This is a genomic window from Bradyrhizobium genosp. A (assembly GCF_049949275.1).
In the GTDB taxonomy this organism is placed as follows: Bacteria; Pseudomonadota; Alphaproteobacteria; order Rhizobiales; family Xanthobacteraceae; genus Bradyrhizobium.
In genome coordinates this window covers 1,082,723-1,101,945 of sequence record NZ_CP188196.1, presented here as the reverse complement: position 1 = coordinate 1,101,945, position 19,223 = coordinate 1,082,723, and the positions used below count along the sequence as shown (strand labels likewise).

The following is a 19,223-nucleotide window of genomic DNA, read 5'->3' as shown; positions in this document are numbered from 1 at the left end:
TTGGGCGGCGGCCGACCGACTTTAGGCGAACAATTCCTGTCATCTTCGGAGATCGGCGGCGCGACAACTGGAATAGTTGCGGTCAAGTCTTTCAAGACGGCCTCCTCCGGCCTAAATTATGCTTGCTTCGCACGTTGTTCCGCAGCCATGGCGGAGCGACGCTCTCAGCCAGGAGAACTCCATGCCCGCCTTGACCGAATGGAGAGTGCCGCCGGCCAATCAGCCGCGTGCGAGCGATTACGGCTTCGATCTCGACCGTGCGCTCGCCACCGTCGTCGGCCTGCACGCCATCATCCCGCCGGACGCCTTCAGCGCCGAAACGCTCGGCACCGAGCGCGCTGGCAACGGCGTCGTCATCGACGACGGGCTGGTGCTCACCATCGGCTATCTCATTACCGAAGCGGAATCTGTCTGGCTTCACCTCGGCGACGGGCGCGTGGTGGAGGGACATGTGCTCGGCTTCGATGCCGTCACCGGCTTCGGCCTGGTGCAGGCGCTCGGCCGGCTCGACATCGAGCCGCTGCCGCTCGGCTCGTCGGCGGAGACCCGGCTCGGCGACCGTGTCGTGGTCGGCGGTGCCGGCGGGCGGACGCGCTCAGTCGCGAGCCAGATCGTCGCCAAGCAGGAATTCGCCGGTTACTGGGAGTACCTGCTCGACGAGGCCTTGTTCACCTATCCGGCCCATCCGAATTGGGGTGGCACCGGACTGATCAACGAGCGTGGCGAATTGATCGGCATCGGCTCGCTCCAGCTCGAGCGTGAACGCGACGGCAAGGCCGAGCACGTCAACATGATCGTGCCGATCGACCTGCTGAAGCCAATCCTCGACGATCTCCGCAAGTTCGGCCGCGTCAACAAGCCGGCACGGCCCTGGCTCGGGCTCTATTCGACCGAGATCGACAACCGCGTGGTGGTGATCGGGATCTCCGCCAACGGTCCCGCCGCCCGTGCCGAGCTCAAGACAAGCGACGTCATCCTCGCCGTGAACGGCGACCCGGTCACGAGCCAGACCACGTTCTACAGGAAGATGTGGGCGCTCGGCGCCGCCGGCGTCGATGTGCCGCTTACCGTGCATCATCAGGGCGTCACCTTCGACGTTACGGTCACATCGACCGACCGCCTCAAGCTGTTGAAGGCGCCGCAGCTGCACTGATTCCACATCGAGGAAGCAGCAATGACCGAGGCCGTGGTCGACGACATCGTGGCCGTGCTGCCGCCGTTGCTCAACGCGCTGGAAGCGCTGGGCTTCTTCGCCCGGCATTTGCATCCGCCGGCATTCGCCTCGGTCATGAATGCAATCGGCGCGCCGGAGGATGCGCTACAGTCGGCACATGCAGCGATCGGAGCGTGGCCAGAACAGTTCACCGGGCTGCGCGACCAGCTCGATCGCGCCTGCAACGAGACGCTCGCCGCCTTTGCCGGCATCCGCGACGTCGAGCGCGGCAACGGCGATCTCGTCGCGGCGTTCCGTGCGCTTCGCCATCTGCCGCGCGCGCACGAGGCGCTTTATCCGCTGTCGATGCGGTTTCTGCCGGTCAGCGACTACTTCCTCAACGCCGCCAATCGAGAGAATGCGGAGCTGCTGTCACGGCTGGAAGTTGGCGCGAGTGAGCACACCGGCATCTTCCACGATCACAACGAGCCCGGCAGCCGTGGCGGCTTCTCGGTCTATGTTCCCGAATATTACACACCCGATCGCGTCTGGCCTCTGGTGATGGCGCTGCATGGCGGCATCGGCAACGGCCGCGGCTTTCTGTGGAGCTGGCTGCGCGATGCCCGCAGCATTGGCGCGATCCTGGTGGCGCCGACCGCGACTGGACAGACCTGGGCGCTGATGGGCGACGACACCGATACGCCTAATCTTGCGCGCATCCTCGAATCCGTGCGCGGCCGCTGGTCGATCGATGCCTCACGCATGCTGCTGACCGGCATGAGCGATGGCGGCACCTTCTGCTACGTCAGCGGCCTCGACGGCGCCTCGCCCTTCACCCAGCTCGCACCGGTGTCGGCGACCTTCCATCCGCTGATGGCGGAGATGGCCGACGCCACGCGCCTGCAGGGCCTGCCGATCTTCATCACCCACGGCAAGCTCGACTGGATGTTTCCGGTGCAGACCGCGCGGCAGACGCAAGCGGCACTCGCCGCCGCCGGCGCCGACGTCACCTACCGCGAGATCGACGATCTCAGCCACACCTATCCGCGCGAGATCAACGCGGAGCTGCTGCAATGGCTGAATGGAGGGTGAACGAGCTCTCCTTACCTGCGCCGCACTGTCGCGGAACTATCGCTCCGGGCCGACGTTATCCGCCCGTCACCGGAGGTTCGCCATGCAGACTTTTTTCGGAATGATTTTGGGTGCGCTGCTGCTCGGCTGCGGCGTGTATGTCTATGATTCCATGCAGACGTCGTCCGTCGCCAATGGCGAGGTCGCGACTGCCAATCGCACCATCGTGAACTGGGATGTCGCGAAGGCCGACTGGAATGCGCTGCGGGACCGCGCGCACAAGGACTGGGTCCGCATCTCGTCCAAGTAATTGCGATCGATCAGACATGAGCAAGGCGCCGTCGCATCCGCGACGGCGCCTTTGTAGTGGGTTGGCGTAGCTCAGTTCATCTTGGCCTTGCGGGCGTCGGCGATGACATGCTCGAACTCGGCCATGCTGAGCACACCAGGCACGCGGTACTTGCCGACAATGAAGGACGGCGTGCCGCGGAAGCCGAAAGCTTCGGCCTGCTCGTTGTTGCGCTTGAGGATGCCGTCGATGTCCTTGGCATGCGCGGTGAGGTCGCTCTTGAGGCGATCCATGTCGACGCCGGCAGTCGCGAGCAGCTCGTTGATGCGCGACTCGGTCAGGCGCGAGCTGACGCCCATCATGGCGTCATGGGCCTGATGATACTTGCCCTGGAATTTCGCGGCGAGCGCGATCCGGGCTGCCGTCACCGAGACCGGCCCGAGGATCGGCCAGTCCTTCAAAACCAGCCGGACCTTGCCGTCGTCCTGGATGACCTGGCGCAACTCCGGTTCGAGCTTGCGGCAATAGGGGCAATTGTAGTCGGACCACTCGATGATGCTGATGTTGCCATCGGGATTGCCGGCAACGGGAACAGCGGGATCGCGCAGCACCTTGGCTTCGGTCAGCACTTCGTCATCATCGGTGGCCGCGTGCGCCACCGCAATCCCGCCAGCCGCGAGGGCGCCCGCCCCGATCAACGTCAGCGCGGCGCGCCGCGTCGGCACAAGGCTCTTAGTCCTGAATCCAGCCATATCTCGTCCCGTTTCGGTCCCATCGCAGCAGTTACGGCTCAGGACCAGGAATTGTTACAGCTCATATAGAGTGTCGCGGCCGTGATGTCATCGCACCAGCAGGGTCACCACCATGGGGACCAGGAACGAGGTCACCAGAGCATTGAGGCTCATGGCGATGCCGGAGAAGACGCCGGCGATCTCGTCGACCTGAAATGCGCGGGCCGTACCGATGCCGTGCGCGGCCAGGCCGGCGGCAAAGCCGCGGGCGCGGAAATCGGTCACGCCGGTGCGGTTCATCAGCGGCGTGACGATGATGGCGCCCATGATTCCGGTGAGGATCACCGCGACCGCCGCCAGCGAAGGATCCGCATGCAGGGATTCCGCGATGCCCATGGCCACGCCGGCTGTGACCGATTTCGGCGCCAGCGACAGCACCACGTCACGCGGTAGCCCGGCGAACTCGGCGAGCAGCACGACCGACGCCACGGCCGTGACCGAACCTGCGATCAGCGCCACGAGCATCGGCACGATGGAGGCGACTACCCGCTTGCGGTTCTCATAGAGCGGCACGGCGAGCGCGACGGTGGCAGGCCCGAGCAGGAAGTGCACGAACTGCGCGCCGGCGAAATAGGTGGTGTAGGACGTGCCGGTCGCGAGCAGGAACGCGCCGATGATCCACATCGCATGCAGCACGGGATTGGCAAGCGGATGCCGCCGCGTCGCCAGCGACACCGCGTCCGTGGTCGCATAGACCAACAGCGTCACCGTCAGCCAGAGCAGCGGCGATTGCGAGAGATAGACCCACAGCGAGAACGGATTGTCCTTCATCGGGCGTCCTGTTGCTTGAGCAGGCGGCTGACCAGGCGGAAGGTCAGGACGGTCGCAAGCAGCGTAACGACGACCGAGACCGCGAGCACCAGGACGATGGCGATGCCGTGGGAGGCGAGCAAATCGAGTTTTTGCACGACGCCGACGCCGGCAGGCACGAACAGCAGCGATAGATGAGCCAGCAAGCCCTTGCTGGCGGTCTCCACGCCATCATTGCGCAGTGGTCCGCGTGCGAGCAGCGCAAAGCGGTCGCGGGCGAGCAGCAGGATCAGAAGCAGGAGCAGGCCGAGCACGGGCCCCGGCAGCGGCAGGCCAAGGCCGCGGACCACGGCCTCGCCGATCAATTGGCACAGCAGAATGAGGCTGAGACTCGCGAGCATGACGCATCAAGGGATGCGCAACAGGGCTTGTCAATTGGCGCGCTACGCGTGGACCGCAACGCGGGGCAGCATTGCCATCAGCGTTCCGGTCATCGTGGCGATGAGCGTGGTCTTGCCCTCGTGCTCGGCAAACGCCTTCGCCTCGCAGAAGGTCAACGTGCGGCCAGGCTTGACAACGTCGGCCTTGAACACAAAACGTTCGCCGCGGGCGGGGGCGAGCAGCGTGGTCTTGAACTCGACCGTGAGGATATCGGCCTCGGGCGGCATCAGCGTAAAGGCGGCGACGCCGCAGGCGTTGTCGAGCCCGGCGGTGATGATGCCGGCATGGACAAAACCGTTCTGCTGCGTGAATTCGGGCGAATGCAGCATGGCCAGCTCGACCTCGCCGGGCGCGAGGCGGACGATCACGATGCCGAGCGTGCGCATCGCCGGCTGTCCCTCGAACATCGCGATGGCCGCCGCACGATAGCCCGGGTTCTTCGGCTCGAACGCAGTCATCGCTATTTCCCTGCCCTTTGATTCTTGATACGGTAGCGTATCAGGGCCTTGTCAGACTAGCAATACGGCACCGTATCAAGAACCGGTGAGGCTTCCTTCATGAACGACGGCAAGGGCGATGTCTGGGTCGAGGCAGGGTTTACCGAGCTCGCCCGCGCTGGTGTCGAGGGGGTACGGGTCGAGGTGCTCGCCAAGAATTTGGGCGTCACCAAGGGCGGCTTCTACCGCCGCTTCGCCGATCGCGCCGCGCTGCTCGATGCGATGCTGTTGCACTGGCGCGAGGGACGCTCGGCATCAATCGCACACCAGACCAGCCTCGACGGGCAAGAGCCCCGCGAGCGGCTGAGGGCCGTGATCCAGCTCTATTCCGAGCGGCTCAATCCCGAGGGTATGGCGATCGAGCTCGCGATCCGGCAGTGGGCGCGCTCCGACGACAGCGCCGCTGCGGCGGTGGCGAGCGTGGATGCGGCGCGGCTCAAGCACGTTGCCGAGCTCTATCGCGCGACCGGCCTCGAGGCCGAGGAGGCCGAGGCGCAGGCTTTCCTGTTCTATTGCTTCATCTTCGGCCAAAGCCTCTTGTTCGTCGAGCGTGGCCCGCGCAAGCGGTCGCAGCTCGTGGCGAAATCGGCCGAAAAATTGCTGGACTAAAGCAAGAGGCCGGAGCTTGGCTCCGGCCTCGGCGTTATCTCGAAGCCTCAGGCGGCGCCCTTCAGCTTCTTGTTGCATTCGCTGTAATAGCCGCCGCCCTTCTCGATCCACTTCATGCCGCCATTGCCATTGGTGGTCTTGTTGGCGTTGTACTGATCGACGCAGGTGTGCAGGCGCGCCTTGCCGGCGCTCTCCTTGGCGTATTTCGCATCAACCGCGTTCGGGAAGACCGCGTTGCCCATCGGCATCGTCGGCGCCGGAGCAGTAGCGGGTGCGGCTTCCTTCTTGGCCTGCTTGGGCTCGGCAGCTGGCGGGGGTGCGGCCGGAGCGGCCGCGGTCGGTGCGGCGGCAGTCGGTGCGGCGGCGGGGGTTGCATCGGCACCGCACTGGGCCTTGCGGAAGTCATTCCACTTCATGGTGCCGAGCGAGCCGTCCTTCTTGGCGGCCTGGTATTTCGCGCTGCACTCCTGCGAGGTCAGCGCCTGGGCAGGCGCGCTCGCCACCAGCGCGGCAACGCCCGACACCGCAATCGCACACAACAATTTGGCTTGAATGGTCATCCTTGGTCTCCCTCAGGAAAGCAAAACGAGGATTGCTATCCTAGCGTGCCCGAGACTTCCGACAAGGAAGTGATGGTGCTCGGCGCCAAAATATAGTGACGCGCCGTTCAGGTTTATTCATGTCGCGTTCAGCAACGCGGGCCGACGTTCGCGACCTCCGCAATTCTCGCAAGAAGAGCCACATCATGACCCTCGCCTCCCGCCTCGCCGTCGTTGCGATCGCCTCTCTCTTCGCCACCGGCACCGCCTTCGCGCAGACCGCCGCGCCGGCCGCCAAGACAGATGCCGCTGCCACCACCGACAAGAAGGCGCCGAAGGAGCATTCGGCTGAATCGCTGGAATGCTCGAAGCAGGCGGATGCCAAGGGCCTGCACGGCAAGGAGCGCAAGAAATTCCGCTCCGAGTGCGTCAAGACCGCCAAGGGCGGAATGGCTGCTCCGGCCGCCGCCGACAAGAAGTAAATCCGTCACAATTCTTTCCTCGCTTTTGGCGGGAGGCGCGCGCATTGCGGCATGACGTAGCCGCAATTGTGCGCCTCTCGCCGATTTGCGATAAGGCGGCGTGAAGCAAATCACCGCCTCCCCTCCGTCCGAATGGCCTCGCCGTGCCAAGGTTTTGAGCACTGTGGAGACGCTCGTCATCGGCGCCGCCGGTGGACTTGCGTTCCTGGCCGTGGGCCTTCCGGGCGGGTTGATCTCGGGGTCGATGATCGCGGTCGGGATCGCCGCGATTGCCGGACGCCAGCTTTCAGTGCCGCCGCTCCTGACCCAGACCGTGCTGGTGCTGCTCGGAATTTCGCTCGGCTCGGTCGTTTCACGCCATCTGATCCAGCAGATCAGCGCCTATCCGCTCACCATCGGGCTCCTGGCGCTCGCCACCTTCTGCTCGACCTTCGGCTCGAGCTATTACCTCCAGCGGATCCATGGCTGGGACCGCACCTCGGCGTTCCTCGCTGGCAGCCCCGGCGCGCTGTCGCAGATCACGATTTTGGCGGTCGAGCGCGGCGCCGACCTGCCGGGCATCGCGGTGGTGCAGACCATGCGCGTGATCATCCTCACCGCGGCGCTGCCGATGGTGCTGGCGATCGCGGGCGTCGCGCCCTCCGTCGCGCCGTCGCTGACGACGGCGATTGCCTCGCCGCTCGATCTTCTGGAGCTGGTCGCAGCTTCGCTTGCCGCTTCGCTCGTGTTGCGGCTGATCAAGTTTCCAGCGAGCTGGATGTTCGGAGCGATGATCGCCTCCAGCGTGCTGCATGGCGCGGGCTGGGTCGAGGGCGGACTGCCAAACTGGGTGCGCGGCGTCGCGCTGGTCGGCATCGGCGCGCTGATCGGCAGCCGCTTTGCCCGGATGCGGATCAAGACGCTGGCCGGCCACATCAACGCCGCGCTGGGCTCGTTCGCCGTGGCGATCACCGTCTCCTCGATCTTCGTCGGCATTGTCGCACTCACCACGCAGGTAAAATTCTCCGACGTCGTCGTTGCGTTTGCGCCCGGCGCGATGGACGCGATGCTGGCGCTGGCGCTCACGCTGCACATCGACCCGATCTTCGTCGGCGCCCATCACCTCTCGCGCTTCGTATTCGTGACGATCGCGACGCCGGGCATCGTACACCTGTTCGGTCGCACGCAGGACGACGTGGACGATTAGCCCTCCTCTGCCGTCGTCTGCCCCTTCAGCGTCGCAACCTGCGCCTCGAGCTCCGCAATCCGCTGGTCTCTCGCCGCCAACGCCGCCGCCACATCCGCGGCGTCGAACTTCTGCGGAATGTGCTGCGGGCAGTTGGTGTCCCAGGCCGCGATCTTGAACACGATCACCTGCTCGGGCCGCGCCCTATAGCCTTTCGGCATCAGCGCGTCCGTCAGCGCATCGTCGTCCTCGACCACGCGCGCCTCGCCCCAGATCTTCACCCGGCGGCGATGGGCATAGTCCATCACGAAGATATAGGCCTTGGGATTCTCGGAGAGATTGCCCTGGGTCAGGTATTGCTGGTTGCCGGCATAGTCGGCAAAGGCGAGCGTCTGCTTGTCGAGCACCTTCAGAAAGCCCTTCGGACCGCCGCGGTGCTGGATATAGGGCTGCCCGTCTGCCGAGGCAGTGGAGAAATAGAAGCTGTTGGCATCGGCGAGGAAGGCCTCGAGGTTTTCATCGACCTCGGTGCGCCAGCCGCGCTGCTCGACGCGGCCATAGGCCTCGCGCGAGCCCTTGCGCGTCTGGACCGCCTTTACTGCGGGGGTAAAAGCGACGTCGCTGGCATAGGTATGGGCTGCAGTCATCGGAACATCTCCTGAAAATTCCGGCGCATCTCTGCGTCTTTCCGCCGCTAAAATGGCCTCTCCGGTGATCAAAACAATCAGCCTGCTTGACACTTCATCGTTGCAATATATGCAATAATTCCCATGGACCGCCTCGAAGCCATGCACGTTTTCGTCACCGTCGCCGATCTGCGCGGCTTTGCGCCGGCAGCGCGAAAACTGCGGCTGTCGCCCTCGGCTGTGACCAGGATGATCGCAGCCCTCGAAGACCATCTCGGTGCGCGACTGCTGCAACGGACCACCCGCCAAGTGAGGCTGACCGACGTCGGCACGCGCTATCTGGAACGCGCCCGGCGGATCCTCGCCGACGTCGAGGAGGCCGACGGCTCGGCGCGGGAGGAGCGCAACCGGCCGAGCGGACGGCTGGTGGTATCGGCGCCGGTCGGCTTCGGCAGGCTGCATGTCGGCCCGGTCATGACCGCCTATCTCAAGCGCTATCCCGAGGTCGCCTGCGAACTCAGGCTGTCGGACAATCTCGTCAACCTCGTGGAGGACGCTGTCGACGCGGCCGTGCGGATCGGCCACCTCGCCGACTCCTCGCTGGTTGCACGCCAGGTCGGCGAGATGCGGCGGATCACGGTGGCGACATCAGACTATTTGAAGCGCCACGGCGAGCCGAGGACGCCTGAGGCGCTGACCGAGCACCAGACCATCCTGTTCGGTCCCGCGACGGCGTGGCGCTTTGCTCAGGACGGCCGCGACATCGAGGTGATGCCGTCCCCGCGCTTCACCAGCAACAGCGCCGACGCCGCCCTGCAATACGCCGAGGCCGGCGGCGGCATCACGCGCGTGCTGGCCTATCAGGCCGCCGAGGGCCTGAAACGCGGGCGGCTGAAAATCCTGCTGGCGAAATACGAGCAGCCGGCGCTGCCGATCCACATCGTCTATCCGACCTCGCGGCTGCTCTCGGCCAAGGTGCGCGCGTTCATCGATCTCGTGGTGGAGACGGCGAATTGGAAGTTTGGGTAGGCTTCGGCACCACCCGGAACGTGCCGCTGGCCCGCGCGATCACGACACTGTCGGCCTTGATCAGGCTCTGGGCGAAGCAGATCGTCTTGCCGGCCTTGATCACGTCGCTCTCGATCGAACACCATTGGCCGATCTCGGCGGAGCCGACGAAATCGATCGACAGCGAGACCGTCACGAACGAGGTGGTCCAGTTCGTCACCTGCGCGCAGCTATAGCCCATGGCATTGTCGGCGAGCGCGGCGATGAGGCCACCATGGATCAGGCCGCGGCCGTTGGTGTGCGGCCGTGCCAGCCGGAGGCCGATAATGACGGCCCTCTCGGTTTTCTTTGCGTAGATCGGCTCCCAGGGTTCGGTGAGCGGGCTCTTGCGGGACAACGGCTCGAAGCCGTCGGGGATGGCGGTGTCGGTCATGCGTGTCTCGCGTCTGTTGCAATGATTGTCGCCATTGAACGCGATGGACGTGACGGACGCATCAATTACAAAGTTTTAAACGGGATTTGCGCGGGTGTTTGAAACGGGGCTCCGCCGTCATTGCGCGCACAGATCCCGTAGGGTGGGCAAAGGCGCCCTAGCGCCGTGCCCACCATCACGCCGCGAACATAAAATGGTGGGCACGCTTCGCTTTGCCCACCCTACGGGATCGACTCCGCTGCTCTAAAACGGCAACCCCACATAATTCTCCGACAACGAGGTCATCGCGGCGTGCGACTGCGTGACGTAGTCGAGCTCGGCGACCTGGATGCGGGCGCCGATGCTGCCGCTATCGGGGAATTTGTGCAGCATCGAGGTCATCCACCAGGAGAAGCGCACGGCCTTCCAGACGCGGGCCAGCGCCTTGGCCGAATAGGCATCGATGCCGGCGCTCGATTTATCGTCGTAGAACTCGCGGAGCGCGCTCGACAGATAATGTGCATCGCTCGCGGCGAGATTCAGTCCCTTGGCTCCAGTCGGCGGCACAATGTGGGCGGCATCGCCGCACAGGAACATCTTGCCGAAGCGCATCGGCTCGGCGACGAAGCTGCGCAACGGCGCGATGCTCTTCTCGATCGAGGGACCGGTGATCAGACTGTCGGCGGCCTCCTGGTCGAGCCGGCGCTTCAATTCGTCCCAGAAGCGATAGTCCGGCCACTGATCGACATGGTCGTCGAGCGAACACTGCAAATAATGCCGACTGCGCTTCATCGAGCGCATGGTGCAAAGCGCAAAGCCCCGTGCATGGTTGGAATAGATCAGCTCGTGGCTGACCGGCGGCGTCTCGGACAAAATGCCGAGCCAGCCGAACGGATAGACCCGCTCGAACTCCTCGATCGCCGAGGCCGGGACGCTGGCGCGGCTGATGCCGTGAAAGCCGTCGCAGCCGGCGATGAAGTCGCAATCGAGCGTGTGGGTGACGCCGTCCTTCGTCCAGGTTACGCGCGGGTGACTGCCGTCGAAATCGTGCGGCTGCACATACTTGGCTTCGTAGACGGTGGTGAGGCCGGCCGCTTCCCGCGCATTCATCAGGTCGAGCGTGACCTCGGTCTGGCCGTAGATCATGACGGTCTTGCCGGTCGCACCCTTCATGTCGATGCGATGACGGCGGCCGGCGAAGGCGAGCTCGATGCCTTCATGCACCAGGCCTTCGGCATGCGCCCGCGCACCGGCGCCGATCTGATCAAGCAACCCGACAGTCCCCTCTTCCAGCAGGCCCGCACGGATGCGGCCCAACACGTAATCCGGGCTCTGCCGCTCAAGAATGAAATTGTCGATGCCATATTGATGCAGAAGTTGCCCAAGCAACAATCCTGCCGGCCCGCCCCCGATGATTGCGACTTTTGTCCGCAATACTTGCTCCTCCCGATCCTGTAGGCTTTCGTCGCGGCTCGCTTGTCGCGGTCGTCCGCGCACGATAATTATAACATATAACGGTTGGGCAAAAGGGGAGTGCAGGTCGCCGCAGCGCGACAAATCCATGCAACATGGCTGACGTAGATGACGCGGCGGCAGTTCCGGCTTGAATGCGCCGGCCAATTAGATAACATGTTAATTAATGAGGCCGGGCCGGCGAAGCCCGCCGTCGAAAAGAGGGAGAGACACGTGATGAGAAGAGCCTGTCTGGCTTTGCTGCTGGCAGCAAGCGTGACGCCTGTGTTCGCGCAGGACAAGACCTTCGATTTGAAGATCTCGCATTGGGTGCCGGCCTCGCATCCGCTGCAGAAGTCGCTGGAGGACTGGGCGGCCGCGGTCGAGAAGGACTCCGGCGGCACTATCAAGGGCAAGGTGTTTCCGGCCCAGCAGCTCGGCAAGGCTTTTGACCATTACGACATGGCGCGCGACGGCATTGCCGATGTCACTTACGTCAATCCCGGCTACCAGCCCGGCCGCTTTCCGATCATCGGTGCCGGCGAATTGCCGTTCCTGATCTCGGACGCCAAGGGCGGCTCGATGGGGCTGGACGCCTGGTATCGCAAATATGCCGAGAAGGAGATGAAGGACGTCAAATACTGCCTCGCCTTCGTCCACTCGCCCTCCTCGTTCCACTCCCGCACCAAGAAGATCGTGATGCCGGAGGACGTGAAGGGTCTGAAGATCCGCCCGGCTCACGCCACCATGGCGAACTTCGTCACCTCGCTCGGCGGCACCAACGTGCAGTCCTCCGCGCCCGAAGTGCGCGACATCATCGAGCGCGGCGTCGCCGACGGCGTCACCTTCCCCTGGGGCTCGCTGGTGCTGTTCGGCATCGACAAGGTGACGAAGTACCATATGGAGGCTCCGCTCTACACGACGACGTTCGTGTTCGTGATGAACAAGGACAAGTACGATTCGATGTCCGACAAGCAGAAGGCCGCGATCGACAAGAACTGCTCGACCGAAATGGCCGGCGTGGTCGGCGAGCACTGGGGCAAGTTCGAGGATGCCGGCATCGACAAGGTGAAGGCGGAAGAAGGTCACGAGGTCTACAAGCTGGCACCGGCCCAGACCGCCGCCTGGAAGAAGGCGGCCGAGCCGCTGGTCAAGACCTGGGGCGATGGGGCGAAGAAGGCCGGCGCCGATTCGGACGCCGCGCTCGCGGAGCTGAAGGCGTCGCTGAAGAAGTACAACGCGCTGGCGGAGTAGCACCAAGACGCTGCCGGTCTCTCCTCCCCCTCTCCCCGTTCTTACGGGGAGAGGGGGAGGGGTGAGAGGCTGCTTCCACAGAGGTGGCGACTGCTCGATTCGCGGAGAGTCCCCCTCACCCGAATTCGAGCCGCGCTCGAATTCGACATCTCCCCGCACGCGGGGCGAGGTGAACTCCGCGGCGAGACCGAGATCAAACAATGACCGCACACGACGAAACCGTTCCCACGAAACGCAGTTGGATGGACCGCGTGATCGATTCGATCGAATGGATCGCAGCCGCGTTCGTCGGCATCGTCGCGCTCGACATCTTCCTGTCGGTCCTGCTGCGCAACACGCTGAACTATTCGATTCCCGATAGCTTCGACATCGGCCGCATGTTGCTCGGCATCCTCATTTTCTGGGGTATCGCGGCGACCTCCTATCGCGGCACGCACATCACCGTCGACCTGGTCTGGGGCAATGTCAGCCCGCGCTATCAGCGCTGGATCGACGTGTTCGCAACGCTGGTGCTGCTGTTCGTCGTCACCGTGCAGACCTGGACGCTGTTCGACAAGGTCCGCGGCACCTACAAGGACAACGTCCAGACCTTCGACATGCACATGCCGACATGGCCGTTCTTCGCGATCGCCTGGATCGGCGACGTCTCGGCCGTGCTGCTGATCGCGATCCGCACTTACCGATTGATCTTCCATCCCGAAGACATGCACGACCCCAAGCTGAAGGCGACGGAGTAATAGTCATCATGAGCACCGATGCCGTCGCCGTTCTCGGCTTCGTTTCCCTGTTCGCGCTGATGCTGTTGCGCGTGCCCGTCGGCATGGCGATGGGGCTCGTTGGCGTCTCCGGCTTCTCCTATCTGGTCGGCGCGACGCCGGCGCTGAAGCTGGTCGGCCAGACCTCGATGCGCACGGTCACCGACTACACGTTCGGCGTCATCCCGATGTTCCTGCTGATGGGCTCCTTCGTCAGCAATTCCGGCATGAGCCGCGAGTTGTTCCGCGCCGCCAACGGCTTTGTCGGGCACTTGCGCGGCGGCCTCGGCATTGCCACCGTCGGCGCCTGCGGCGGCTTTGCCGCGATCTGCGGCTCGTCGGTCGCAACCGCCGCGACCTTCTCCGCGGTCGCCTACCCCGAGATGCGCCGCTTCGGCTATCCGCAATCCTTTGCTACCGGCGTGATTGCGGCCGGCGGCACGCTGGGTGCGATGCTGCCGCCCTCCACCGTGCTCGCGGTTTACGGCATCATCACCGAGCAGGACATCGGAAAACTCTTCATCGCCGGCATCATTCCGGGCCTGCTGGCGATGAGCATGTACATGATCACAATTTTCCTGATCGGCCATTTCCGCCCCGACTTCCTGCCCAAGGGCAAGGTGCTGCCCTGGCGCGAGCGCTTTGCCGGCCTGAAGGACATCTGGGCGCCGGTGCTGCTGTTCGTGTTCGTGATCGGCGCCTCTACGGCCTGCCGTTCCTGCCGCGCTTCACGCCGACGGAGGCCGGCGGCGTCGGCGCCACCGGTGCCTTCATTATCGGTGTGGTCACGGGCCGGCTCGACCGTGAGAAGATCCTGGCTTCGCTGCTCCAGGCGACCCGCACGGCAGCGGCCGTGTTCACCGTACTGATCGGCGCGCTGATCTTCGGCTATTTCCTCACGGTGACGCAGACTCCGCAAAAGGTGACGGAATTCCTCACCGGCCTGGGCCTGGGCCCCTACGGCGTGCTGGCGCTGATCATGGTGATGTATCTCGTGCTCGGCTGCCTGATGGATGCGATGGCGATGATCATCCTGACCGTGCCGATCATCTTCCCCGTCATCACCCATCTTGGTTTCGATCCGATCTGGTTCGGCGTCATCATCGTCATGACGGTCGAGCTCGGCCTGATCCACCCGCCGGTCGGCATGAACGTCTTTGTCATCAAAAGCGTGGTGAAGGACGTCTCCTTCTCCACCATCTTCAAGGGCGTGATACCGTTCGTGGCGACCGACCTGGTGCGTCTGGTGATTTTGATCGCGTTCCCGTTGCTGGCGACCTGGTTGCCGACGCGCATGATGGCGCATTGAAAGGCGAAGCAATGGCCACACCGACACTCGAGACGAAATACGTCTTCACCATCACCGCTGAAATCGGCGACGTCATCACCGCCGGTGAAACCGGCATCGGCGTCCGCCGCATCATCCCGATCATTGGCGGCGAGGTGAAGGGTGCGGTCACCGGAAAGGTGCTCCCGTTCGGCGCCGACTTCCAGACCATTCGGCCCAACGAGTTGATCGATCTCGAGGCGAAATACGCCTTCGAGACCGATGACGGCGCCGTGGTCTATGTCGAGAACAAGGGCATGCGCTTCGGCCCGGTCGAGCTCTTGCAAAAGCTCAAGCGCGGCGAGCCGGTTGATCCAAAACTGATCTATTTCCGCACCGTGCCGAGATTCGAGACGGGGCACGAGAAGTACCGCTGGCTGATGGAGCACATTTTTGTCGGCTCGGCGGCGCGGCATACGGACCGCGTGGTGATCGACGTGCATCAGGTGGTGTGAAGCGGCTCCGCAAACCTCACTCGTCGTCCCGGCGAGGCCGGGATCCATACCGGGATCTGTCGATTGCCTCTCCCATGGAGCTCCCATATTGACTCCCACGAAATTCGTTATACAACATAACTATTCTGACAAGGACGCAAATGACACAGGGAAACGCCGAGACCGCTGACGCGGGCGCCTCCGGGCTGCTTCGGATCGAGAGGGTGGACCGGGTTCTGACCGTGGGTCTGAACCGGCCGGCCAAGCGCAATGCGCTCAACGACGGCATCATCCTGGAAATCGGCGAATGCTTTGCGTCCCTGCCCGAGGACATCGGCGCGGTCGTCATTCACGGCATCGGCGATCATTTCTCCAGCGGACTCGACCTCTCCGAACTTCAGGATCACGACGCCACGGGCGGCCTCTTGCATTCGCAGATGTGGCACCGGGTGTTCGACCGTATCCAGTACAGCCGCGTGCCCGTGATCGCAGCGCTCAAGGGCGCGGTGATCGGCGGCGGGCTCGAGCTTGCCTGCTCCGCCCACATTCGCGTCGCCGAGCCCACGGCCTATTTCGCGCTGCCCGAGGGGCAGCGCGGCATCTTCGTCGGCGGCGGCGGCTCGGTGCGGCTGCCGAGGCTGATCGGCGTCGCGCGCATGATGGACATGATGCTGACCGGGCGCGTCTATAGCGCGACCGAAGGCGCGTCCTACGGCTTTGCGCAATATGTCACCGAAGCCGGCAATGGCCTCACCAAGGCGCTGGAGCTCGCGACCAAGATCGCGTCCAACGCGCCACTGACGAATTTCGCCGTGCTCCAGGCCCTGCCGATGATCGCCGAAGCCAATCCACAGACCGGTCTCTTGATGGAATCGCTGATGGCGACGGTGGCGCAGAGCGACAAAGAGGCGAAGCGCAGGATCCGCGAATTCCTCGAGCACAAGACCGCCAAGGTGAAGCCCAAGTCATGAGCGTAAAGTCATGAGTGCGCAGCCGTCCTCTTCCAGCACAGAGCGCGGCGCGAGCAATTCTCCGCTGCGGCCGATCTCGTTCGGCGATCCCGTCGTCGACATCGAACGTCGCGCCGATGGTACAATCTATTTGCGGCCGAAGCAGCCGCTCGGCGACTATCCCGTCCGCATCACCGATCGCCTGCATCACTGGGCGACGACGACGCCGGATCGCGTGTTCATGGCGGAGCGCGAAGGCGGCCGCGGCTGGCGCAAGATCACCTATGCCGAGCTGCTCACCGCGAGCCGGCATATCGCTTCCGGCCTGATCCAGCGCGGCCTGTCGGCGGAGCGGCCGGTCGTCATCCTCTCGGGCAATTCGATCGACCATGCGCTGCTGGCGTTCGGCGCGTTCTATGCCGGCATTCCGTTCTGTCCGGTATCGCCGGCCTATTCGCTGGTCTCAAAGGATTACGGCAAGCTCTCTTACCTGATGAAGCTGCTGACGCCCGGCCTCGTCTTCGCCGAGGACGCTGACAAGTTTGCGGATGCGCTTGCCACCAATGTTTCGCTCGGCACCGAGATCGCAGCATCTTTCGGCAGCGTGCCGGGCCGCGACGTCACGCTGCTCGCCGACCTCATGGCGACGCCGATCCGCAGCGATCTCGACGCGGTGCACGGCAAGATCGGCCCCGACACGATCGCAAAATTCCTGCTGACGTCGGGCTCGACCGGCAATCCCAAGGCCGTCATCAACACCCAGCGTATGATCTGCGCCAACCAGGTGATGCTGCGCGAGACGCTCGCCTTCCTCAAGGATGAGCCGCCGGTCATCATCGACTGGCTGCCCTGGAATCACACCTTTGGCGGCAACCACAATATCGGGCTGACGCTCTACAATGGCGGCTCGATGTATCTCGACGCCGGCAAGCCGATGCCGGGCGGCATCGAGGAGACCGTGCGCAATCTCCAGGAGATCTCGCCGACGGTCTATTTCAACGTGCCCAAGGGCTATGAATCGCTGCTGCCTTACTTGCGCGACGACCCGGGCCTGCGCGCGAAATTCTTCGACCGGCTGCACGCGATGTTCTTCTCGGGCGCGGCGCTATCGCCCTTCGTCTGGAACAGTCTCGACGAGCTCGCGGTGAAAGAAAAAGGCTATCGCGTGCCGATGCTGACCGGCCTCGGCGCGACCGAGACCGCGCCGTTCTTCATGTCAGTCAATCCGCGTACCAGCCGTTCCGGCCATGTCGGACTGCCGGTCTCGGGCAATGACGCAAAACTGGTGCCCAACAACGGCAAGATGGAAGTTCGTGCCAAAGGCCCGAACGTGATGCCCGGCTACTGGCGCCAGCCCGACATCACCGCAAAATCCTTCGACGAGGAAGGATTTTACAAGATGGGCGACGCGCTCAAGCCCGCCAATCCTGACGATCTCAACGCCGGCTTCGATTTCGACGGGCGCGTCAGCGAGGATTTCAAGCTCGCGAGCGGCACCTGGGTCAGCGTCGGTCCGCTGCGTGCGCGCTTCGTCGCCGCCTGCGCGCCGCTGGTGCGCGACGTCGTCATCGCCGGCATCAACCGCGACGAGGTCTCCGCCCTGGTGCTGCTCGATCTCGACGGCTGCCGCCTGATCAATCCGACCCTGCCGGCCGACGATCTCACCGTCACCGCCCGCGACCGGCTGGTCCGTGAAGCTTTCCGCGAGCGCCTGACCCAGTTCCTTTCTTCGGCCACCGGCTCCTCGACGCGGATCACGCGCGCGATCCTGCTGGATGCGCCGCTGTCGATCGACAAGGGCGAGGTCACCGACAAGGGCTCGATCAACCAGCGTGCGGTGCTCGAGCATCGCGGCGCGCTGATCGAGGAGCTCTACGCTGCCAATCCATCGGACCGTGTGATATCGGTCGCTTGAGAATTCATCGAAGGAGAACGCCATGTTGTTGAAGGATCAGGCAGCCATCGTCACCGGCGGCGCATCGGGACTGGGCGCTGCGACCGCGCGAAAGCTGGCGGCACAGGGCGCCAAGGTCGCGGTGTGCGATCTCAATACCAAGCTCGCGGAGACCGTTGCCGCCGAGATCAAGGGCGTGGCCGTAACCTGCGACGTCTCCGACGCGGCCTCCGCTGAAGCCGCGATCGCGCAGGCGACCAAGGCGCATGGGCCGGCCCGCGTGCTGGTTAATTGCGCCGGCATCGGCGTTGCAAAACGTGTCGTCGGCCGCGACGGCCCAATGGCGCTCGCCGATTTCGACAGGGTGATCAAGGTCAATTTGATCGGCACTTTCAACATGCTCCGCCTCGCCGCAACCGAGATGTCCAAGCTGGAGCCACAGGCGACCGGCGAGCGCGGCGTCATCATCAACACGGCGTCCGTCGCCGCCTATGACGGCCAGATCGGCCAGTCGGCCTATTCGGCCTCAAAGGGCGGCATCGTCGGCATGACACTGCCGATCGCACGCGAGCTCGCTCAGTTCGGCGTCCGCGTGCTGACGATCGCACCCGGCCTGTTCCTCACGCCCCTGCTGGCCAATCTGCCGCAGGAAGCCCAGGACTCGCTTGCCGCTGCCATTCCCTTCCCGCGCCGGCTCGGCCATGCCGACGAGTTCGCCGCGCTCGCCTTGCACATGGTCGAGAATTCGTACCTCAACGGCGAAGTGGTGCGCCTTGACGGCTCGCTGCGCATGGCGCCCAAGTAGTAAGGCACGTAAACCGTATGTTCGTGAACCGGCGCGATGTCCAGATCCAGTGGGGCGACTGCGACCCCGCCAACATCGTCTATTACCCGCGCTATTTCGCGATGTTCGACGATTCGACGTCGACCCTGTTCGAGGTTGCCGGCTTCTCCAAGCAGGACCTGGTCCGCAAATACGGCCTGGTGGGCATCCCCATGGTCGATACGCGGTCCAAGTTCTACATCCCCTCGACTTACGGCGACTGGATCACCATCGAGACGAAGATCGAGAGCATCAAGCGCTCGAGCTTCGAGGTGAAGCACAATGTCTACAAGGGCGAGGCACTTGCCATCGAAGGTTTTGAGACCCGCGTCCTGGTCGGCCGCGATCCCGTTAACCCCGACAAGCTGAAATCGGCACCGTTTCCGCCGGAAATGGTAGCGAAATTCGTAGGCAATTAGATTCTAGAGCTCAATCGCCACATCGCCAAAAGACGGGGCTGAATTCATCCCCGATTTCTGCTTTCAAAGAATAACGTCAAGG

22 protein-coding genes and 1 pseudogene are annotated in these 19,223 nt (G+C 64.0%); 15 read left to right on the top strand and 8 right to left on the bottom strand.

Annotated elements, in window-relative coordinates; all coding sequences use genetic code 11:
- Window positions 1-181: 181 nt before the first annotated feature.
- The 3 genes from ACP2YP_RS05015 (at window position 182) to ACP2YP_RS05005 (ending at window position 2,534) form a co-directional block, all read left to right on the top strand.
- Window positions 182-1,153 (top strand): S1C family serine protease, encoded by a 972-nt coding sequence (locus tag ACP2YP_RS05015; RefSeq protein WP_426422691.1) that lies wholly within the window; start codon window positions 182-184, stop codon window positions 1,151-1,153.
- Between the two features lie 21 nt (window positions 1,154-1,174).
- A complete protein-coding gene (locus tag ACP2YP_RS05010; RefSeq protein ID WP_426422690.1) occupies window positions 1,175-2,245 on the top strand; it encodes a phospholipase in 1,071 nt (356 codons plus the stop codon).
- Window positions 2,246-2,327: 82 nt separating this feature from the next.
- Window positions 2,328-2,534, top strand: coding sequence for a hypothetical protein (locus tag ACP2YP_RS05005; protein WP_426422688.1), 207 nt, complete (start codon window positions 2,328-2,330; stop codon window positions 2,532-2,534).
- A 71-nt stretch (window positions 2,535-2,605) separates the two neighbouring features.
- On the opposite strand, the gene ACP2YP_RS05000 is transcribed toward ACP2YP_RS05005, so the two are convergent.
- The 4 genes from ACP2YP_RS05000 to ACP2YP_RS04985 all read right to left on the bottom strand — a co-directional run bounded on the left by ACP2YP_RS05000 (window position 2,606) and on the right by ACP2YP_RS04985 (window position 4,953).
- Complete coding sequence (locus tag ACP2YP_RS05000) at window positions 2,606-3,265, bottom strand: DsbA family protein (RefSeq protein WP_426422687.1); 660 nt, start codon at window positions 3,263-3,265, stop codon at window positions 2,606-2,608.
- 87 nt (window positions 3,266-3,352) lie between these two features.
- Window positions 3,353-4,075 carry an LrgB family protein gene (locus ACP2YP_RS04995; protein ID WP_426422685.1) on the bottom strand — a complete coding sequence of 241 codons (723 nt, stop codon included), beginning with the start codon at window positions 4,073-4,075 and terminating at the stop codon, window positions 3,353-3,355.
- Window positions 4,072-4,455, bottom strand: coding sequence for a CidA/LrgA family protein (locus ACP2YP_RS04990; RefSeq protein WP_426422683.1), 384 nt, complete (start codon window positions 4,453-4,455; stop codon window positions 4,072-4,074). Before ACP2YP_RS04990 ends, ACP2YP_RS04995 begins: the two co-directional genes overlap by 4 nt.
- A gap of 42 nt (window positions 4,456-4,497) precedes the next feature.
- Window positions 4,498-4,953, bottom strand: coding sequence for a PaaI family thioesterase (locus tag ACP2YP_RS04985; RefSeq protein WP_426422682.1), 456 nt, complete (start codon window positions 4,951-4,953; stop codon window positions 4,498-4,500).
- A gap of 99 nt (window positions 4,954-5,052) precedes the next feature.
- Between ACP2YP_RS04985 and ACP2YP_RS04980 the strand changes: the two genes are divergently transcribed.
- Window positions 5,053-5,601 carry a TetR/AcrR family transcriptional regulator gene (locus ACP2YP_RS04980; protein ID WP_426422680.1) on the top strand — a complete coding sequence of 183 codons (549 nt, stop codon included), beginning with the start codon at window positions 5,053-5,055 and terminating at the stop codon, window positions 5,599-5,601.
- A 47-nt stretch (window positions 5,602-5,648) separates the two neighbouring features.
- On the opposite strand, the gene ACP2YP_RS04975 is transcribed toward ACP2YP_RS04980, so the two are convergent.
- The gene (locus ACP2YP_RS04975; RefSeq protein WP_426422679.1) at window positions 5,649-6,161 is read right to left on the bottom strand and encodes a hypothetical protein; all 513 of its coding nucleotides are present in this window, start codon (window positions 6,159-6,161) and stop codon (window positions 5,649-5,651) included.
- A gap of 185 nt (window positions 6,162-6,346) precedes the next feature.
- Here ACP2YP_RS04975 and ACP2YP_RS04970 point away from each other — a divergent pair, with 185 nt between their 5' ends.
- Entirely contained in the window at window positions 6,347-6,622 is a 276-nt protein-coding gene (locus tag ACP2YP_RS04970) for a PsiF family protein (RefSeq protein WP_426422678.1), read from the top strand.
- A 100-nt stretch (window positions 6,623-6,722) separates the two neighbouring features.
- Complete coding sequence (locus ACP2YP_RS04965) at window positions 6,723-7,808, top strand: AbrB family transcriptional regulator (protein ID WP_426422676.1); 1,086 nt, start codon at window positions 6,723-6,725, stop codon at window positions 7,806-7,808.
- Here the strand turns inward: ACP2YP_RS04965 and ACP2YP_RS04960 are convergent.
- Window positions 7,805-8,434 (bottom strand): pyridoxamine 5'-phosphate oxidase family protein, encoded by a 630-nt coding sequence (locus ACP2YP_RS04960; RefSeq protein WP_426422675.1) that lies wholly within the window; start codon window positions 8,432-8,434, stop codon window positions 7,805-7,807. The genes ACP2YP_RS04965 and ACP2YP_RS04960 overlap by 4 nt on opposite strands.
- A gap of 123 nt (window positions 8,435-8,557) precedes the next feature.
- Between ACP2YP_RS04960 and ACP2YP_RS04955 the strand changes: the two genes are divergently transcribed.
- Window positions 8,558-9,442 (top strand): LysR family transcriptional regulator, encoded by an 885-nt coding sequence (locus tag ACP2YP_RS04955; RefSeq protein ID WP_426422674.1) that lies wholly within the window; start codon window positions 8,558-8,560, stop codon window positions 9,440-9,442.
- Here the strand turns inward: ACP2YP_RS04955 and ACP2YP_RS04950 are convergent.
- Both ACP2YP_RS04950 and pobA read right to left on the bottom strand, forming a co-directional pair.
- Entirely contained in the window at window positions 9,399-9,854 is a 456-nt protein-coding gene (locus ACP2YP_RS04950) for a PaaI family thioesterase (protein WP_426422673.1), read from the bottom strand. The genes ACP2YP_RS04955 and ACP2YP_RS04950 overlap by 44 nt on opposite strands.
- 243 nt (window positions 9,855-10,097) lie before the next feature.
- The gene (gene pobA, locus ACP2YP_RS04945) at window positions 10,098-11,267 is read right to left on the bottom strand and encodes a 4-hydroxybenzoate 3-monooxygenase (protein ID WP_426422672.1); all 1,170 of its coding nucleotides are present in this window, start codon (window positions 11,265-11,267) and stop codon (window positions 10,098-10,100) included.
- 255 nt (window positions 11,268-11,522) lie between these two features.
- Here pobA and ACP2YP_RS04940 point away from each other — a divergent pair, with 255 nt between their 5' ends.
- From ACP2YP_RS04940 to ACP2YP_RS04905, 8 genes and pseudogenes are all read left to right on the top strand, one after another.
- Complete coding sequence (locus ACP2YP_RS04940; protein WP_426422670.1) at window positions 11,523-12,539, top strand: TRAP transporter substrate-binding protein; 1,017 nt, start codon at window positions 11,523-11,525, stop codon at window positions 12,537-12,539.
- A gap of 200 nt (window positions 12,540-12,739) precedes the next feature.
- Window positions 12,740-13,276, top strand: a complete 537-nt coding sequence (locus tag ACP2YP_RS04935; protein WP_426422668.1) for a TRAP transporter small permease — start codon at window positions 12,740-12,742, stop codon at window positions 13,274-13,276.
- A gap of 8 nt (window positions 13,277-13,284) precedes the next feature.
- A pseudogene (locus ACP2YP_RS04930) lies at window positions 13,285-14,603 on the top strand (TRAP transporter large permease).
- Between the two features lie 11 nt (window positions 14,604-14,614).
- Window positions 14,615-15,076, top strand: a complete 462-nt coding sequence (locus tag ACP2YP_RS04925) for a DUF3237 domain-containing protein (protein WP_426422667.1) — start codon at window positions 14,615-14,617, stop codon at window positions 15,074-15,076.
- A 140-nt stretch (window positions 15,077-15,216) separates the two neighbouring features.
- Complete coding sequence (locus ACP2YP_RS04920; protein WP_148749780.1) at window positions 15,217-16,026, top strand: crotonase/enoyl-CoA hydratase family protein; 810 nt, start codon at window positions 15,217-15,219, stop codon at window positions 16,024-16,026.
- 10 nt (window positions 16,027-16,036) lie between these two features.
- Window positions 16,037-17,920 (top strand): feruloyl-CoA synthase, encoded by a 1,884-nt coding sequence (locus ACP2YP_RS04915; RefSeq protein ID WP_426422666.1) that lies wholly within the window; start codon window positions 16,037-16,039, stop codon window positions 17,918-17,920.
- A 22-nt stretch (window positions 17,921-17,942) separates the two neighbouring features.
- Entirely contained in the window at window positions 17,943-18,704 is a 762-nt protein-coding gene (locus ACP2YP_RS04910; protein ID WP_426422665.1) for an SDR family NAD(P)-dependent oxidoreductase, read from the top strand.
- A 17-nt stretch (window positions 18,705-18,721) separates the two neighbouring features.
- Window positions 18,722-19,141 carry an acyl-CoA thioesterase gene (locus tag ACP2YP_RS04905; protein WP_426422663.1) on the top strand — a complete coding sequence of 140 codons (420 nt, stop codon included), beginning with the start codon at window positions 18,722-18,724 and terminating at the stop codon, window positions 19,139-19,141.
- Window positions 19,142-19,223 lie beyond the last annotated feature (82 nt).

Coding starts and splice junctions, on each gene's coding strand:
- ACP2YP_RS04950 (WP_426422673.1), bottom strand. CDS start 9,854: ATGACCGACACCGCCATCCCCGACGGCTTCGAGCCGTTGTCCCGCAAG.
- ACP2YP_RS04935 (WP_426422668.1), top strand. CDS start 12,740: ATGACCGCACACGACGAAACCGTTCCCACGAAACGCAGTTGGATGGAC.
- ACP2YP_RS04995 (WP_426422685.1), bottom strand. CDS start 4,075: ATGAAGGACAATCCGTTCTCGCTGTGGGTCTATCTCTCGCAATCGCCG.
- ACP2YP_RS04985 (WP_426422682.1), bottom strand. CDS start 4,953: ATGACTGCGTTCGAGCCGAAGAACCCGGGCTATCGTGCGGCGGCCATC.
- ACP2YP_RS05015 (WP_426422691.1), top strand. CDS start 182: ATGCCCGCCTTGACCGAATGGAGAGTGCCGCCGGCCAATCAGCCGCGT.
- ACP2YP_RS04960 (WP_426422675.1), bottom strand. CDS start 8,434: ATGACTGCAGCCCATACCTATGCCAGCGACGTCGCTTTTACCCCCGCA.
- ACP2YP_RS05010 (WP_426422690.1), top strand. CDS start 1,175: ATGACCGAGGCCGTGGTCGACGACATCGTGGCCGTGCTGCCGCCGTTG.
- ACP2YP_RS04910 (WP_426422665.1), top strand. CDS start 17,943: ATGTTGTTGAAGGATCAGGCAGCCATCGTCACCGGCGGCGCATCGGGA.
- ACP2YP_RS04920 (WP_148749780.1), top strand. CDS start 15,217: ATGACACAGGGAAACGCCGAGACCGCTGACGCGGGCGCCTCCGGGCTG.
- ACP2YP_RS05005 (WP_426422688.1), top strand. CDS start 2,328: ATGCAGACTTTTTTCGGAATGATTTTGGGTGCGCTGCTGCTCGGCTGC.
- ACP2YP_RS04975 (WP_426422679.1), bottom strand. CDS start 6,161: ATGACCATTCAAGCCAAATTGTTGTGTGCGATTGCGGTGTCGGGCGTT.
- ACP2YP_RS04940 (WP_426422670.1), top strand. CDS start 11,523: ATGAGAAGAGCCTGTCTGGCTTTGCTGCTGGCAGCAAGCGTGACGCCT.
- ACP2YP_RS04925 (WP_426422667.1), top strand. CDS start 14,615: ATGGCCACACCGACACTCGAGACGAAATACGTCTTCACCATCACCGCT.
- ACP2YP_RS04970 (WP_426422678.1), top strand. CDS start 6,347: ATGACCCTCGCCTCCCGCCTCGCCGTCGTTGCGATCGCCTCTCTCTTC.
- ACP2YP_RS04905 (WP_426422663.1), top strand. CDS start 18,722: ATGTTCGTGAACCGGCGCGATGTCCAGATCCAGTGGGGCGACTGCGAC.
- ACP2YP_RS04955 (WP_426422674.1), top strand. CDS start 8,558: ATGGACCGCCTCGAAGCCATGCACGTTTTCGTCACCGTCGCCGATCTG.
- ACP2YP_RS05000 (WP_426422687.1), bottom strand. CDS start 3,265: ATGGCTGGATTCAGGACTAAGAGCCTTGTGCCGACGCGGCGCGCCGCG.
- ACP2YP_RS04990 (WP_426422683.1), bottom strand. CDS start 4,455: ATGCTCGCGAGTCTCAGCCTCATTCTGCTGTGCCAATTGATCGGCGAG.
- ACP2YP_RS04980 (WP_426422680.1), top strand. CDS start 5,053: ATGAACGACGGCAAGGGCGATGTCTGGGTCGAGGCAGGGTTTACCGAG.
- ACP2YP_RS04915 (WP_426422666.1), top strand. CDS start 16,037: ATGAGTGCGCAGCCGTCCTCTTCCAGCACAGAGCGCGGCGCGAGCAAT.